The sequence below is a fragment of the Actinoplanes sp. ATCC 53533 genome, from assembly GCF_003947245.1.
Genome location: NZ_QHHV01000240.1, coordinates 1 through 15,534, shown reverse-complemented (window position 1 = coordinate 15,534; position 15,534 = coordinate 1). Strand labels below are relative to the sequence as shown.

Annotated in this window: 11 protein-coding genes; all 11 read left to right on the top strand. The window is 69.7% G+C overall.

The annotated features are described in order from the left end of the window. The first annotated feature begins 1 nt into the window (after position 1). A complete protein-coding gene (locus tag DMB66_RS51015; RefSeq protein WP_125811329.1) occupies positions 2 to 2,329 on the top strand; it encodes a beta-glucosidase in 2,328 nt (775 codons plus the stop codon). Beyond that, positions 2,326 to 4,632 carry a glycoside hydrolase N-terminal domain-containing protein gene (locus tag DMB66_RS51010; protein WP_125811328.1) on the top strand — a complete coding sequence of 769 codons (2,307 nt, stop codon included), beginning with the start codon at positions 2,326 to 2,328 and terminating at the stop codon, positions 4,630 to 4,632. The genes DMB66_RS51015 and DMB66_RS51010 overlap by 4 nt, the downstream gene beginning before the upstream one ends. A gap of 10 nt (positions 4,633 to 4,642) precedes the next feature. Continuing rightward, positions 4,643 to 5,950, top strand: a complete 1,308-nt coding sequence (locus DMB66_RS51005; RefSeq protein ID WP_125811327.1) for an enolase C-terminal domain-like protein — start codon at positions 4,643 to 4,645, stop codon at positions 5,948 to 5,950. A 224-nt stretch (positions 5,951 to 6,174) separates the two neighbouring features. After that, on the top strand, positions 6,175 to 8,322 hold the full coding sequence (locus tag DMB66_RS51000; RefSeq protein WP_125811326.1) for an RICIN domain-containing protein: 2,148 nt from the start codon (positions 6,175 to 6,177) through the stop codon (positions 8,320 to 8,322). 3 nt (positions 8,323 to 8,325) lie between these two features. After that, the gene (locus tag DMB66_RS50995; protein WP_125811325.1) at positions 8,326 to 8,787 is read left to right on the top strand and encodes an ABC transporter permease; all 462 of its coding nucleotides are present in this window, start codon (positions 8,326 to 8,328) and stop codon (positions 8,785 to 8,787) included. Beyond that, positions 8,784 to 9,839 (top strand): 4-hydroxybenzoate 3-monooxygenase, encoded by a 1,056-nt coding sequence (locus DMB66_RS50990; RefSeq protein WP_125811324.1) that lies wholly within the window; start codon positions 8,784 to 8,786, stop codon positions 9,837 to 9,839. Before DMB66_RS50995 ends, DMB66_RS50990 begins: the two co-directional genes overlap by 4 nt. Before the next feature lie 79 nt (positions 9,840 to 9,918). Then, a complete protein-coding gene (locus tag DMB66_RS50985; protein WP_125811323.1) occupies positions 9,919 to 10,248 on the top strand; it encodes a PadR family transcriptional regulator in 330 nt (109 codons plus the stop codon). After that, on the top strand, positions 10,245 to 11,279 hold the full coding sequence (locus DMB66_RS50980) for a hypothetical protein (RefSeq protein WP_125811322.1): 1,035 nt from the start codon (positions 10,245 to 10,247) through the stop codon (positions 11,277 to 11,279). The genes DMB66_RS50985 and DMB66_RS50980 overlap by 4 nt, the downstream gene beginning before the upstream one ends. 177 nt (positions 11,280 to 11,456) lie before the next feature. Continuing rightward, the gene (locus DMB66_RS50975) at positions 11,457 to 12,425 is read left to right on the top strand and encodes a helix-turn-helix domain-containing protein (RefSeq protein ID WP_125811321.1); all 969 of its coding nucleotides are present in this window, start codon (positions 11,457 to 11,459) and stop codon (positions 12,423 to 12,425) included. A gap of 94 nt (positions 12,426 to 12,519) precedes the next feature. Next, positions 12,520 to 14,436, top strand: a complete 1,917-nt coding sequence (locus DMB66_RS50970) for a maleylacetate reductase and hydroxyquinol 1,2-dioxygenase domain-containing protein (protein WP_125811320.1) — start codon at positions 12,520 to 12,522, stop codon at positions 14,434 to 14,436. Between the two features lie 68 nt (positions 14,437 to 14,504). After that, positions 14,505 to 15,534 (top strand): FAD-dependent monooxygenase (locus DMB66_RS50965; protein ID WP_199753125.1); only part of this gene is annotated, 1,030 nt, incomplete at its 3' end.

The window sequence follows — 15,534 nt, the reverse complement described above, 5'->3', positions numbered from 1 at the left end:
CATGACGATCGAACAGCAGCCGCGTGTCACGGGGCGTTGGCACGACACCTCGCTCGCCCCGGCCGTGCGCGCCCGCGCGCTGCTCGACGCGATGACGCTCGAGGAGAAGATCGCCCAGCTCGGCAGCTCGTGGCCGGGCGAGGAGGACGCCGGGCGCAACGTGGCGCCGATGCAGGACAGCTTCCGCGGCGCGCTGCCGTTCGACGAGGAGATCTCCGGCGGGCTGGGCCACCTCACCCGCCCGTTCGGCACCGCACCGATCGACCCCGACGAAGGGCGCGAGCGGCTCGCGCGGCTGCAGCACGCCGTCGTGGCAGCGAACCGCTTCGGCATCCCGGCGATCGCCCACGACGAGTGCCTGACCGGATTCACCGCCTGGCAGGCGACCGTCTACCCGACCGCGCTGGCGTGGGGCGCGACCTGGAACCCGGAACTGGTCGAGCAGATGGCCGCCGCGATCGGCGCTGACATGGCCGCGCTCGGCGTGCACCAGGGCCTCTCACCGGTCCTCGACGTCGTGCGTGACTACCGGTGGGGCCGGGTCGAGGAGACGATGGGCGAGGACCCGTACCTCGTCTCCGAGCTCGGTGTCGGCTACGTGCGCGGCCTGCAGTCGTCCGGAGTCATCGCGACGCTGAAGCACTTCGCCGGCTACTCCGCCTCCCGCGGCGCCCGCAACCACGCTCCGGCCGTCCTCGGCCCGCGCGAGTTCGTCGACGTCATCCTCCCGCCCTTCGAGAAGGCGATCCTCGCCGGCGGCGCCCGTTCCGTGATGAACTCCTACGCCGACATCGACGGCGTGCCCCCGGCCGCCGACGCGAGCCTGCTGACCGGCCTGCTGCGCGACACCTGGGGCTTCGCCGGCACCGTCGTGTCCGACTACTGGGCGATAGCGTTCCTGGCCTCCACCCACCACGTCGCCGCCGACCTGGCCGACGCCGCCGTCATGGCGCTCGAAGCGGGTCTCGACGTCGAACTGCCGCACACCCTCGCCTACGGCGATCTGCTGCTCAACCAGGTGCGCCGCGGCGCCGTCGGCGCCGCGACGATCGATCAGGCGGCCCTGCGGGTGCTCACCCAGAAGGCCGAACTCGGCCTGCTCGACCCCGACTGGCATCCCCAGCAATACGCCGCGCCGGTCGACCTCGACTCGCCGCGCAACCGCGGCATCGCCCGCCGCCTCGCCGAGGAGTCCGTGGTCCTGCTCGACAACAGCGCAGGCCTCCTGCCGCTGCCGGCACCGTCGAGCGTCGCCGTCATCGGGCCGGTCGCCGACGATGCCGGCTGCCTGTTCGGCTGCTACTCGTTCCCCAACCACGTCGTCGTGAACCACCCCGGCATCGGCCTCGGCATCAACGCCCCGACCATCCTCGACGCGCTGCGCGACGAGTGGCCGGCGGCGGCGATCAGCTACGTACCGGGCTGCGACGTGCTCGACCGCGACCCCAGCGGCATTCCGGCCGCGGTGGCCGCCGCGGCCGCGGCAGACGTGACCGTCCTGCTCGTCGGGGACCGGTCCGGACTGTTCGGCCACGGCACCTCCGGCGAAGGCTGCGACGTCACGACCCTGGACCTGCCAGGCGTGCAGGACGACCTGGCCCGGGCGGTGCTCGACGCCGGCAACCGGGTGGTGCTCGTCGTCGTCTCCGGCCGCCCGTACGCCATCGGTGCGCATGCCGCCCGCGCCGCGGCCACCGTCCAGGCGTTCCTGCCCGGCGAGGAGGGCGGCGCCGCGATCGCCGCGGTGCTCAGCGGCCGGGTCAACCCGTCCGGCCGGCTACCCGTGCAGATCCCCGGCGCCGCCGCGCCGCAGCCCGGCACCTACCTCGCTCCGCCGCTCGCGCTCAAAAGCGACGGCATCAGCAACATCGACCCCACGCCGGCGTTCCCGTTCGGCCACGGTCAGTCCTACACCACGTTCACCATCGACGACGTCCACGCCGATACCTCGGCGATGCCCGTCGATGGGCTGATCCGGCTGCGCGCGACGATCGGCAACACCGGCACCCGGCCGGGCACCGCCGTACCGCAGCTGTACCTGTCCGACCCGGTCGCCTCGGTCGCCCGTCCGGTGCGCAGGCTCATCGGCTTCGCCCGCGTCGACGTTGCGCCGGGCTCCGCAGTGACCGTCGAGTTCGACGTACACGCAGACCTGACCGCCTTCACCGGCCGCGACCAGCGACGGCGCGTCGAACCCGGGCGCATCGTGCTGACCGTCGCGCAATCCGCCGCCGACCCCGGCTCCGGCGCCGACGTCGACCTGACCGGCCAGGTCCGCTTCGTCGGCCACGACCGCGTGCAATCCGCAGCCCACCGGATTGCCCAGTGAAAGGGCGCACAGCCGACTCCTTCGTGAGCACCACGATGGCGCGGCATTGGGATCAGGGCCTGGTCGCCGGCACCGGAACCGTCGGCGCCGTCCTGCACGGCACGCCGGCATGCCACGTCGTCGACCTCACCCACGAGGAGTTTTTCTTCTCAGTGATGGACCCGCGGCCGGCACCCGACCTGGCGTCGGTGCTGCCCGAGGTGCGGCGGTTGCTGCTCGACAACGCCGCGGCCGACGCCGCCGCGCTGGTCGACGAGCGCGCGCGGGCGTGCGGGATGACCGACCTGATCTGGACCGACCCGTTCGTCCCGGCCGCGTCCGTCGCCGTGGTGCCCCACGTGGACGGTGTGCCCACGGACTACCGGCGCACCGGACGCTTCGACACCGGGGAAGTGTCGGTGTCGTGGCGGGCTGCCGACGTGGTCATCGAGTTCACCGTGCTGCCGCTGCGCGGGCGCGACGTCATCGCCCTGCGGATCACCTCCACCGCGGAGCTGACCTGCACCCTCAGCCTGTACGCGACCCAGGAGCGCGGTGCGCCGATCGACGCGTTCGCCGGGATCGACTCGAGCGCACACGTCTCGGCGCGAGCCGGCGTCGACGGCGACGCGCTCACCCTGTCCGTCCGGCCGACCGGACGCGCCGATGCCCGGGTCGCGCACACCCGCCTGCACGTCCCTCAGCCGGCGACGCTGCGACCGGCGCAGGTGGATGTCGATGTCACGCCCGGCCTGGCCCTGTACGCGACGCTCACCGTCACGGTCGACCAGGACGAGCCGGGCACGGTCGAGCCTTTGGACAGCACGATCTGGGATGCGCTCGTCCGCGAACAGCGCGCCGCGCACGGCACACTCACCGGACGCAGCCGGCTGGAGCTGGGCGGCGCGCGGACCGCCGGGGATGTGGAAACGCAGTTCGCCGAGGCGCGGGCCGGCGATCCCGCGGCGCTGCTCGGGCTCGTCGAACACGCCTACACCGCCGGACGGCACGTCATCATCTCCGCCACCGGCACGCTGCCGCCGAACCTGCAGGGCCTCTGGCAGGGCAGCTGGACCGCGCCCTGGTCCTCGGACTACACCATGAACGGCAACCTGCAGACCGCCGTCGCCGCCCTCGCCTCCACCGGCACACCGGAGCTGCTCACCAGCGTGTTCCGGCTGCTGGATCGGTTCGGCGAGCACTTCCGGCACAACGCCCAGTCCCTCTACGGCGCCGACGGCCACCTGCTGCCCGCCCGCATGACAACCCACGGCCACGCCAACCACTTCGGGCACGACTACCCGCACCAGTTCTGGATCGGCAACGGCGGCTGGATGCTGCGCCTGGCCTACGACTACTTCACCGTCACCGGCGACCGCTCGTTCGTCGAGCACACCGGCTGGCCGCTCGCCGTGCAGGTGCTGCGCTTCTACACCTCGGCGCTGATCGTCGACGCGGCCGGCGTCCGGCACGCCGTGCCGTGCTTCTCACCGGAGAACACACCCGCGGATGCCACGACACCGCTGTCCGCCGACGCCACCAGCGAGATCGCGATGATCCGCGACGCCGTGCGGATCGGCCGCCGCTTCGCCGAGTTGCTCGGCGAGCACGCCCTCGCCCAGGAATGGGCCGTGTTCGGCAGCACGCTGCCGCCGTACCGGGTCGCCGCCGACGGCAGCCTCGCCGAGTGGCTCGACCCGGAATTCCGGGAGGAACCCGGCCATCGGCACGCCTCACACCTGTACCCGCTGTGGTACGAGACCGACCCGGCGTTCGGCCCAGCGGAACGTGCTGCGGCCGCGGTCACCATCGCGCAGAAGCTCGCCTGGCGCCGCGCCCAGACCGGCCCGCAACAGATGGCGTTCGGCATCGTCCAACTCGGCCTGGCCGCCGCCCACCTCGGCGACGCCGACACCGCCGGCGAATGCGTCACCTGGCTGGCCCGCGACCACTGGGCGCCCAACCTCGTACCGACCCACGACGAGGGCGCCATCTTCAACGTCGACGCCGCCGGCGGCCTGCCCCATCTCGTCGCCGAGATGCTGCTGCAGTCCACGCCTGGCGAGCTGCGGGTGCTTCCCGCACTGCCGCCCGCCTGGCCGGCCGGACGGATCACCGGCCTACGCGCCCGAGGCGGCGTCGCCATCGACGAACTGACCTGGACCACAGAGACGGCGGCGATGACGTGCCGGCTCGTCCCCGGCGCGCAGGCCGCCCGCCCGGACGCGACGGTCACCGTCGTGCCGCCACCACACCTGGCCGGCGCGGGCGGCGCGCGCACGGTCGAGCTGAGCGCCGACGCCATCACGCTGACCTTTCCCTGAGGAGTAGCCAGTGACCGAACATATCTCGTCCGTGGAGACCATCGACGTACGGTTCCCCACGTCCCGCCACCGCGACGGCTCCGACGCCATGAACCCGTTCCCCGACTACTCCGCCGCCTACGTCATGCTGCGCACCAGCACGGACGCCGAAGGGCATGGGCTCGTCTTCACTGTCGGACGTGGCACCGAGATCGAGGTCGCCGCCGTGCGGTCCCTCGCGTCGATGGTGGTCGGGCAGCCGGTCGAGGAGTTGCTCCGCGACCCGGGTGCCCTGGCGCGGCGGCTCGTCGGCGACAGCCAGATCCGCTGGCTCGGCCCGGAGAAGGGCGTCGTGCACATGGCCGCGGGCGGCATCGTCAACGCAGTGTGGGACCTCGCCGCCCGGCGGGCCGGCAAGCCACTGTGGAAGCTTCTGGCCGACTTCACCCCGGAGCAACTCGTCGCCCAGGTCGACTTCCGCTACCTGCGCGACGCTCTCACCCAGGACGAAGCCCTCGACCTGCTCCGCACCGCGTCCGCGGGCCGCGCCGAGCGCGAACAGCGGCTGCTCGCCGACGGCTATCCCGCCTACACCACGACACCCGGCTGGCTCGGCTACGACGACGAGAAACTCGCCCGGCTGTGCAAGGAGGCCGTCGCCGACGGCTACGACCTGATCAAGCTCAAGGTCGGTGCGAACCTCGCCGACGACGTACGCCGGATGGCCATCGCCAGGGCCGCCGTCGGGCCGAACACCCGCATCGCGGTCGACGCCAACCAGGTCTGGGGCGTACCCGATGCGATCGGCTGGATGGGCGAACTGGCCGACTTCAACCCGTACTGGATCGAGGAGCCCACCTCGCCGGACGACATCCTCGGCCACGCCGCGGTCCGCCGCGCCCTGGCCCCGATCAAGGTGGCCACCGGCGAGCACGTGCACAACGCCGTCATGTTCAAGCAGCTGCTCCAGGCCGGCGCCGTCGACGTGGTGCAAATCGACGCCTGCCGGGTCGGCGGTGTCAACGAGAACATCGCGATCCTGCTCCTGGCCGCGAAGTTCAGCGTGCCGGTGTGCCCACACGCCGGCGGCGTCGGGCTGTGCGAGCTGGTGCAGCACCTGGCGATGTTCGACTTCGTCGCGGTCAGCGGCAGCCTCGACGGGCGAGCCATCGAGTACGTCGACCATCTCCACGAACACTTCACCGACCCCGTCCGCATCAAAGGCGGTCGCTACCTGGCGCCCACCGCGCCCGGGATGAGCGCCCAGATCCACGCCGAAGCCCTGACCGCGTTCCATTTTCCGGACGGGCCGCAGTGGTCAGCTGTGACCGAGGCCTGACCGCCGGGATTCACCAAGGCGTCTTCTCGAAATAGTTTCGTAACATATCGGTTACCGCGCCTTGTTGGTTCCGGGTATTACCCCTAATCTTCGGGAAATTGCCGTAGGCGATGTCCTTTGAATGGCCCGGCCTTCTTCTGCCGAGCACCTCAGCGACGGAATGGTGCCTTAGTAAAAGGGCGTTCATAGACCGGCTTCGGGTAAGGGAAAGAAGGAGAGCCGAAATGATGCGAAGAATAGGGCGCACGGTCATCGCGTGCGCCGCGAGCCTGGGGCTGGCGGCGGGCGTCGCGCTCACCACGGCCTCGAGTGCCTCGGCCTATCAGCCGACCCAGCAAACGGTCTACACCGCGCAGAACCCGTCGAGCTGCAACAAGAGCCCGTGCATCCTCTACCCGAAGTCGGCGCAACTTCCGAGCGGCCGACTGGTGATGGCCTTCGAGGACAGCGAGGGCCCGGTGGTCGGCCAGACCATGCCGATCTACAAGAGCGACGACGACGGCGACACCTGGCAGAAGCTCACCGACCTCAAGGCGCCGGCCCAGCTCACGAGCGATCCGGCCTATGCGGCGTACACCAGCAACTGGACCAACCCCTACTTCTACGTGCTGCCGCAGGCGTTCGGCGGCCTCGCCGCAGGCACGCTCCTGCTGGCCGATGTGGTGTCGGGCGCGGACACCGCTCCGAGCGGCAGTGGCAACCGGCAGAACGTCGCGATCGTCCTCTACGCGAGCACCGACCAGGGAGCGACCTGGAGCGTCATCAGCACCATCGCGACGGGCCCGAACCAGGCGAACGACCCGGTCTGGGAGCCGTACCTGATGATGTATCAGGGGCAACTCGTCTGCTACTACTCCGACGAGAACGACTACCTGGGCTACAACTCGTCCACCGGCGCCGTGACGATCGACCCGGACAACACGACGGCCACGGACTCGGGCGGACAGATACTGGTGCACAAGACCTGGAACGGGTCGGGCTCGTGGAGCAGCCCCGTCATGGACGTCGCCGGCACCACCACCGCCATGGGCGGCGGCAAGACCGAGATCGGCGGCGGGCGGCCCGGCATGACCAACATCGTGCCCACCAGCGACGGCAAGTGGCTGCTCACCTACGAGTACTGGGGCGGCGGCGAGGACGTGCGCTACAAGATCGCCAGCAACCCCTTGGAGTTCTATGCCACCGGCGGCGCCGCCGGCGCGGGCATCACGGCCCTGCCCGTGTCATCGGGCTCGGGAACCCTCGCCCGAGGCGGCAGCCCGGTCGTCGTCGCCCGGCCGGACGGCAGCCTGGTCTACAACGCGGCCGGCAGCGGCGACGTCTGGGTCAACTCGAGCGGCAGCAGCACCGGGACGTGGAAGGAATACAAGACTTCCATGCCGTCCGGCTACAGCCGCAATTTGCAATACGTGAGCGGCACCAAGCGCATGACGATCATCCGGGCCCCGTGGGGAACCGGACCGGTCACCTCCGGGCAGGTGGACCTCGGCAATTCCGACGGCGTCTACTACGCCCTCGTGAACCGGGCAACCGGGCAGGTGCTCAGCCCACAGAGCGGCAAGACACAGGACGCTGTCTTCACCGGCAATGTCCCTGACATCATCACGCAGACGCGGAACGATGCGAATGCCGCGCAGTGGTGGCACCTCGCCCGCAAGGGAACGTCCGTGACGCTGCTCAACAAGGGCGGCGGCCGTGCGGTCGGCATCTGGCAGGGCAACGCGAATTCGGGCGCGCAGTTGACCCAGTGGGTCGACGACAGCGGCTCGGACAAGCTGTGGAATCTGGTCCAGACCTCGGACGGCTACTACAAGCTGCAGTCCACGGCGAACACGTCGCTCTACGCGACGGCGGCAACCGCGGGCGGGGCGGTCGACCTCCAGGCGGCCACCGACGCCCACGCCCAGCAGTGGCAAACCGTCATCGACTTCGGCACGACCGCCGGCGCCGGCTTCAAGATGGTCAACCGCAACTCGGGCAAGGCCGCCGGGGTCAGCGGGGCGAGCACCGCCAACGGAGCCTCGATCGTGCAATGGACCGACACAAGCAGCACCGACCAGCGTTGGAACATCTCGCGGAACACCACCGGCAACGCGGTCATCACCAACGCCGCCAGCGCGAAGGTCGTCGGCGTCCACCAGGGATCGACCAGCCAGGGTGCGCAAGCGGTGCAGTGGACCAACACCGGTGCGACCGATCAGCAATGGGCCTTCGCGGTCAACGGCCCGTATTACACGATCCAGAATGTGAACAGCAGCCTCTACCTGGGTGTGTCGGGCGGCTCGACCACGAACGGAGCCAACGTGGTGCAGTGGGCCGGCAACGGCTCACTCGACCAGCAGTGGCAGTTGGTGCAGGTGTCCGGCACGTGACCGGTGGGGGCCGGGCCGGGGTGTTTCGCCCCGGCCCGGCCCGACGTACGTGGTCAGCTGCTGCTCATCGTGTACGCGGCGTTCCGGCAGGTGCTCATCCAGGTTCTCTACGGTGTCCAGGACGTCGACCCGGTAGCCGATGACACCGCCCGGTCGTACCGGTTCAGCCGCTGGGGCCGCATCCGCTACGTCGTCTGGCCGACCGCCCTGCCGTACGTGCTGACGGGCCTGCGCCTGGCCTCGACGGTGGCCCTGGTGCTCGCGGTGACCGGCGAGTTGGTGATCGGCGCCCCCGGCCTCGGCCAGCAGATCGCCCTCGCCCAGTCCGGTGCGGCCATCCCCACCCTGTACGCCCTGGTCATGGTCACGGGACTGGTCGGCATTCTGATCAACACACTGGCGCGCTGGGCGGAACGCCGCCTGCTGTCCTGGCACCCCTCGATGCGCGGGGAGGCGCTCCCATGATCGGCCTCTTGCGGCGACTGGCCGCCACGATGACGCTGCCGGTCCTGCTGGTGCTCGCCTGGTGGTGGACCTCCGATGCGAGCACCAACTTCTATCTGCCGCCGCTGCGGCAGATCCTGGCCGCCTTCGCCGAGGTGTGGATCGGCGACCGGTTCGCCACCGACGTGCTGCCCAGCCTGGCCCGGCTGGCCGCCGGATACCTGATCGCGGCCGTGGCGGGCATCGGCGCCGGGGTGAGCCAGACCCGCATCGAAGACGCCGACACCGACCGTCCCATGATCACGTTCCGCGACGCCGACGGCCATCCGCGACGTATCGACTGCGACTACGTCGCCGGCTGCGACGGCCTCCACGGGGTGAGCCGCACGACGATCCCCGAGTCCGTACGCACGGTGGCGCAACGGGCGTACCCGTTCTCCCGGCTCGGCATCCTCGCCGACGTCCCGCCCTCCACCGACGAGCTCATCTACGCCTGGCACCCCGACGGCTTCGCCCTGCACAGCATGCGCTCGGCCGCGGTCAGCCGGCTCTATCCGCAGGTGGCGCCGGACGACGACGTCACCAACTGGCTGGACGGCCGGGTCTGGGAAGCGCTGTCGACCCGCTTCGCCCTCGACGGGTGGGCCCTCAAATCCGGCCCGACGCTGGAGAAGTCGGTCACCCCGATGCGCAGCTTCGTCAGCGCTCCCATGCGCTGGGGGCGGCTGTTCCTGGCCGGCGACGCGTCGCACATCGTGCCGCCGACCGGCGCCAAAGGCCTCAACCTCGCCATCGCCGACGTCAACAAGCTCGGCACCGCGCTGGTCCGCGCCATCCAGGACGGCCGCGACGACCTGATCGACGGCTACTCCGACGACGCACTCCGTCGGGTCTGGCAGGCCACCCACTTCTCCTGGTGGATGACGAGCATGCCGCACGCGCCGCCCGCCGCCGACCCGGACGCCGGGTTCCTGCGCCAGATGCAGACCACCCAGTTGGCCTACGTCACGTCCTCACCCACCGCAGCGGCAGGGCTCGCTGAGAACTACACCGGCGCCGTGCTGCCGTACTGATCCGGTTCTCTGCTCGGCCGGTTCGATCGACCTGGATAGTATGGTTGACGTTATATAACGTTACCTTTACTGTCATGTCATGCAGGAGCCCACGTTTCTCATCCTGACCGCGCTTGCGGCCCAGCCGCTGCACGGTTACGGGATCATCCAGTCCGTCGAAGCCCTCTCTGACAGCGAGGTGAAGCTGCGGCCCGGCACTCTATACGGCGCGCTGGACCGGCTCGCCGACCAGGGGCTCATCGCCGTTGACCGAGAGGAAGCCGTCGACGGCCGGTTGCGCCGCTATTACCGGCTCAGCGACAGCGGTGCAGCCGCCCTCGGCGCCCAGGCCGAGCGCCTCCACCGGCACGCGACAGCTGCCGAGACGCAGTTGCGCAGCCGGCCCGGCCTCGCGGGCGGTGCGGCATGAAGGCCAGCGACAGCTCCAGCGTGTTGCTGGCGGCGTATCCGGCCCGGTTGCGCCGCCGGCACGGGGCCGAGTTGATCACGACGATGGCCGAGGCCGCCGGCCCGACCGGCCCTACCCGGGCTGATCGCTGGCATCTGGTGCTCGACGGCCTGCGCGAACGCTTCCGGTTGCCACCCGGGCGGCCGCTGGCGGTGGTCGCTGCCGTACTGGCGTTGCTGGTCGGCGGTGCCATCGGGGCGGCGGCCGGGTCATGGGCCGGCATGTGGACCTATCCGAAAGTGGCGGCCCCGGGTCCGGTCGCGAGCCAGGCGATCGGCTCCGACGCCACGCTGGAGGCCAACCCGGCCCACCAGGAACGGTTTTGGTCGACCACCCTGGGCAGCCTCAACCCCGGGGTCGACGCCACCGAGGCGGCCGGCCGAGCCCGCGATCGGCTGACCGCCGCCGGGTGGAAGACAACCTCGGTCGACGTCTCGGGCGGCACTGACGGGATCCACTTCCGCAGTGCCGCCTTCTACGCCGAGAAGTCCGGCGTCCATCTGACTGTGATCGCGTACTACAGCGACGACCGCCTGGTCGAAATCGACGGTTGGTCGCTGAGGCCGCCCACGTACGTACCGTTCGTCCTCGGCGGGATGGTGCTCGGGCTGCTGGCCGGCTGGTTGGCCGCAGCGGCGCTGACCTATCGGATCGCCGGTGCCCGCCGGCGCCGGACGAGTGCGGTCACGGCCGGGTCCGGGCTGGCGCTGTTGCTTCTCCCCGCCGGCTCGATCTATAAGTATCTGATCCAGTATCTCCCGAACCAGGAGAGTTATGGCCTGAACGAGTTCGTGCACCGCGCACTGGCATCCAGCCCGGCTCGCTCGCTGGCGGACAACCCCAACATCGGCCCCATCTGGATGGACTCCCCCTGGCTCAACAAAGCCTTGGTGATCGCCGGGCTCGTCGCGGTGGCGGCCGCCGCGATCATCGCCCGGCCCGGCCGCGGCAGTCAGGAGCCGGTCCAGCCGGTCGACCCGCAGGTCGCCTGAGAGCGGGCAGTCCGGCCGAGGTCAGGCTGCCCGCTCGGTCGGGACCGAGGTTGAGTCAGTCGACGACGTGATGGTGCACGGCGAGGGCATACGGCTGACTCTCGCCCTTGCCTGTACCACCTCGAGCAGACAGTCTGGACGCCGGAACCGCTGCTGAGGGAGCCAGGAGGCGAGGGTATGACCGGCCAGGACCGTCGCTCGAAGTCGATCGAGCCCGCCGAAGCGGCGCCGGAAGCCCTCGGGCCTCACGCGTCAGCGGGCGAGCTTTCGCTGCTTGACACCAACGGTATTCTCCGCCAGCCGTGGATACGGCCGGAACGGACCAGCGAAGGACTTGGGTGGCCGGGTCTGTACATGTCGACCCAGCGGGAACAGCCGTATTGTGCGACGTTCAGCGGTGCCCGGAGCCACCTGCTGATCCTGCACCTCAACGGTCCGGTCCGGGTATGTCGCGGACAGCTGAACCTGACCTCGTCGCGGACCGTGCCGCCGGGCGGCTTCTTCGTGCACCCGGCGGGCAAGGATCTCACCGTGGAACTGGGAGGGGAACTGGACACGGTGCACGTCTACCTCAGTGACGAGATCCTCCAGGACGCCCACGACGGTCCCGCGGTGGCGCTCGTCGAGGAACTGGGCGTCGTGGATCCGTTGCTCGAGCAGCTGGTCCTGACGTTAGACGCGGTGGTGCGGCGCTGGGAGCCCTCCGCCCGCACCTACGTGGACCAGCTGAGTAGTCTGCTCGCCGGGCAACTGGTACTGCGGCACAGCGACCGCCGCGGCGATGCCGAATACGCGGAACCGCTGCGGCACAACGGGCTGAGTGACCGGCAGCTGGCACGGGTGAGGGAACTGTTGGAGGAGCGGCTGGCAGAGCCGGTCCCCTTGGCGGTCATGGCCGCGGCGGTGGGGCTGAGCGTCAGCCAGTTCTGTCGGCAGTTCAAGGCGCGAGTCGGGCTGGCCCCGCACCAGTACCTGCTGCGGCTGCGCGTGGACACCGCCTGCCGTTTGCTGCGCAAAGAGTCGCTGCCGATCGCGTCGGTGGCCACCCGATGCGGATTCTCGCATCAGGAGCACCTGACCCGGATGATGCGTCGGCACCTGGGGACGACGCCTGCGGCTATCCGGCGCGACGGCGGCGGCGCGTAGTTCGTGTAGCGGGGACAGCACGATCATGCAGGAAACTTCCTCGTAACTGGGCCGATACTCAGTCCGTATCAGTGGCCAGGAGGGGGCTAGTGCGATGACGTCCTTTGTTTACGCCGCCAATCGCGCGAGGGTTCTGTTCGGTTCCGGAACGATGGGCCAGTTGCCCGCCGAGGTCAGCAGACTTGGCGGGTCGCGGGTCATGGTGGTGTACGACCCCGCGATGGGTGACGTCGTCGACCGGGCCGCGGCGGCGCTAGGTACGGCACTGATCGCACGGTTCGACAGGGTGGCGATGCACACGCCAGTCGCAGTGACCGAGCAGGCACTCGACGTGGTGCGTGCCCGAGAGGTGGACTGCCTGGTCTCCATCGGCGGTGGCTCGGCGACGGGCCTCGGCAAAGCGCTGTCAGTTCGCACCGGGCTGCCGCACATCGCGGTACCCAGCACCTATGCGGGTTCGGAGGTCACGCCGGTCCTCGGCGAGACCGACGGGGATGTCAAGACGACCCGTTCAGCGCCGGGGATCCTGCCGGAGACGGTCCTGTACGACGTTGATCTGACGCTCGGGTTGCCGGTGCCGGTGTCGGTCACCAGCGGCGTCAACGCGATGGCGCACGCGGTGGAGGCGCTGTACTCCCCTGATGCCAATCCGGTGACGGACGAGCTCGCGGCGCAGGCGATCATGCGCCTGGCCCGCGCGCTGCCCCGAATCGTCAATGATCCGTCCGATGCGGATGCACGGTCCGATGCGCTGGTCGGCGCCTGGCTGGCGGGGATCTGCCTCGGCGTGGCCGGCATGGGGTTGCATCACAAGCTGTGCCACACGCTGGGCGGGTCGTTCGGTCTGCCGCACGCCCAGGTGCACACCGTAGTGTTGCCGTACGCGATGGCATTCAACGCCGCTGCGGCGCCGGAGGCGATGCGTCGGGTGGCCAATGCGCTGGGAGTGCGGGACGCGCCGACGGGCATGTACGACCTGATCGTCTCGCTGGGCGGGCCTACGTCGTTGCGCGATGTCGGCCTGGCCGGCGAAGACGTGCCGGCCGCGTCCAGGCTCGCGACGAGCAAGCAATACCCCAATCCGCGCGAGGTCACTTTCGAAAACGTACAGACCCTGCTGCAGGCCGCGTTCGACGGCGGCCGGCCGGTCGGCCCCGCGACGGTTCCGGACTTCGGGTGGCTGACCGAGCAGGTGGTGGCCTCCTTCAACCAGGCGCCGGATCCCCGGGTACGTCGGCTGGTCACCGAACTGGTCCGGAGCCTGCACGCGTACGTCAGCGACAACGACCTGTCGCAGGAGGAGTGGCAGTACGGCATCGACTTCCTGACCCGCACTGGGCAGCTGTGCAGCGACGTCAGGCAGGAGTTCGTGCTGCTGTCCGACACGCTCGGCGTCTCCAGCATCGTCGACCTGCTGAGCAACTCGCGGACCCCGGATACCACACCGTCAGCGGTACTCGGGCCGTTCTACGTGGCCGGTCCACCGGTTGAGCACCTGGGGGCGAACATCGCGCGCGGGCTGCCCGGGACGCCGCTGTGGACCGACGTTTCCGTCGTGGACGCGGACGGCAAAGCGGTGGTCGGCGCGGTGGTTGACGTCTGGCAGTCAAACGACGACGGATTTTACGACGTGCAGCTCCCTGAGCAGGCCGGACCGGTGCTGCGCGCCCGCTTCCTCAGCGACGTCGAAGGCCGGGTCTCCTTCTGGTCGATCTTGCCGTCGGAGTACCCGATCCCCGATGACGGGCCGGTCGGGCAGATGCTCGCAGCGACCGCGCGGCACCAGTACCGCGCGCCCCACCTGCATTTCATGATCGATGCCCTAGGGCACCGACGGCTGGTCACCCAACTATTCGTCGCAGGTGGGGCGTACCTCGATTCGGACACGGTGTTCGGCGTCAAGGACGAGCTCGTGGTCGACTTCGCCGCCGGCACCGGAACGCCGCCGGACGGCCGCGCGGTCACCGACTGGCGGCTGCTGACCTACACCTTCCGCATCGCCTCCGTCTGAACCTGCCCGCGCTCAACCCGCCCGCGTGATGATGCTGGCGGCTGCCTCAGCATGCTCAAGGAGCACCCATGACCGAAGTGGTCGAGACCGATGTCCTCATCGTTGGCAGTGGACCGGCCGGGAGTACGGCGGCCATGATGCTCAGCACCTACGCGGTGCCGAACATCATGGTCACGAAGTACGGCCGGCTGGCGGATACGCCACGGGCGCACATCACCAATCAGCGTGCCATGGAGGTGCTGCGCGACGCGGACATTGAAGACGTGGTCGTTGCCCAGGCCACCCCGCAGAACCTGATGGGACAGACCCCCTTCTGCACCAGCCTGGCCGGGGAGGAACTGGGCCGTCTGCACACCTGGTACACACATCCGTCCCGGCAAGCCGATCACGATCTGGCTTCGCCGACCTCCATGTGCGACATGCCGCAGCACCTGTTGGAGCCGGTGCTCGCGAACGCCGCCATTTCGCGCGGCACGAGCCTGCGTTACCACACTGAATATCTGTCCCTGGCCCAGGATGAGGACGGCGTCACCGCGACGGTGCGGGATCGGCTGCGCGGCGACACGTACCAGATCAGGGCGCAGTACCTGATCGGCGCCGACGGCGGCCGCAGCAAGGTGGCGGAAGACATCGGCCTGCCGATGGTCGGCAGGATGGGTGTCGCGGGCAGCGTCAATATCGTCTTTGAAGCCGACCTGACCCGCTACGTCGCCCACCGGCCGAGCACCTTGTACTGGGTGTTGCAGACCGGCGCCGACGTGGGCGGTATCGGCATGGGACTGGTCCGGTGCGTCCGCCCTTGGCACGAGTGGCTGGTTGTCTGGGGCTACGACATCGACCGCGAGCCGCCGAACCTCACTGAGGACTACGCTCGGAGGATCGCCCACCACTTGATCGGCGACGACTCGATCCCGGTCACCATCAAGTCCTCGTCCGCGTGGACGGTCAACCATCTCTACGCCGAGAAGTACCATAACGGGCGTGTGTTCTGTGCCGGCGACGCCGTCCACCGGCACCCGCCGTCCAACGGACTGGGTTCCAACACTTCCATCCAGGACGCGTACAACCTCGCATGGAAGCTGAAGCTCGTGCTGTCCG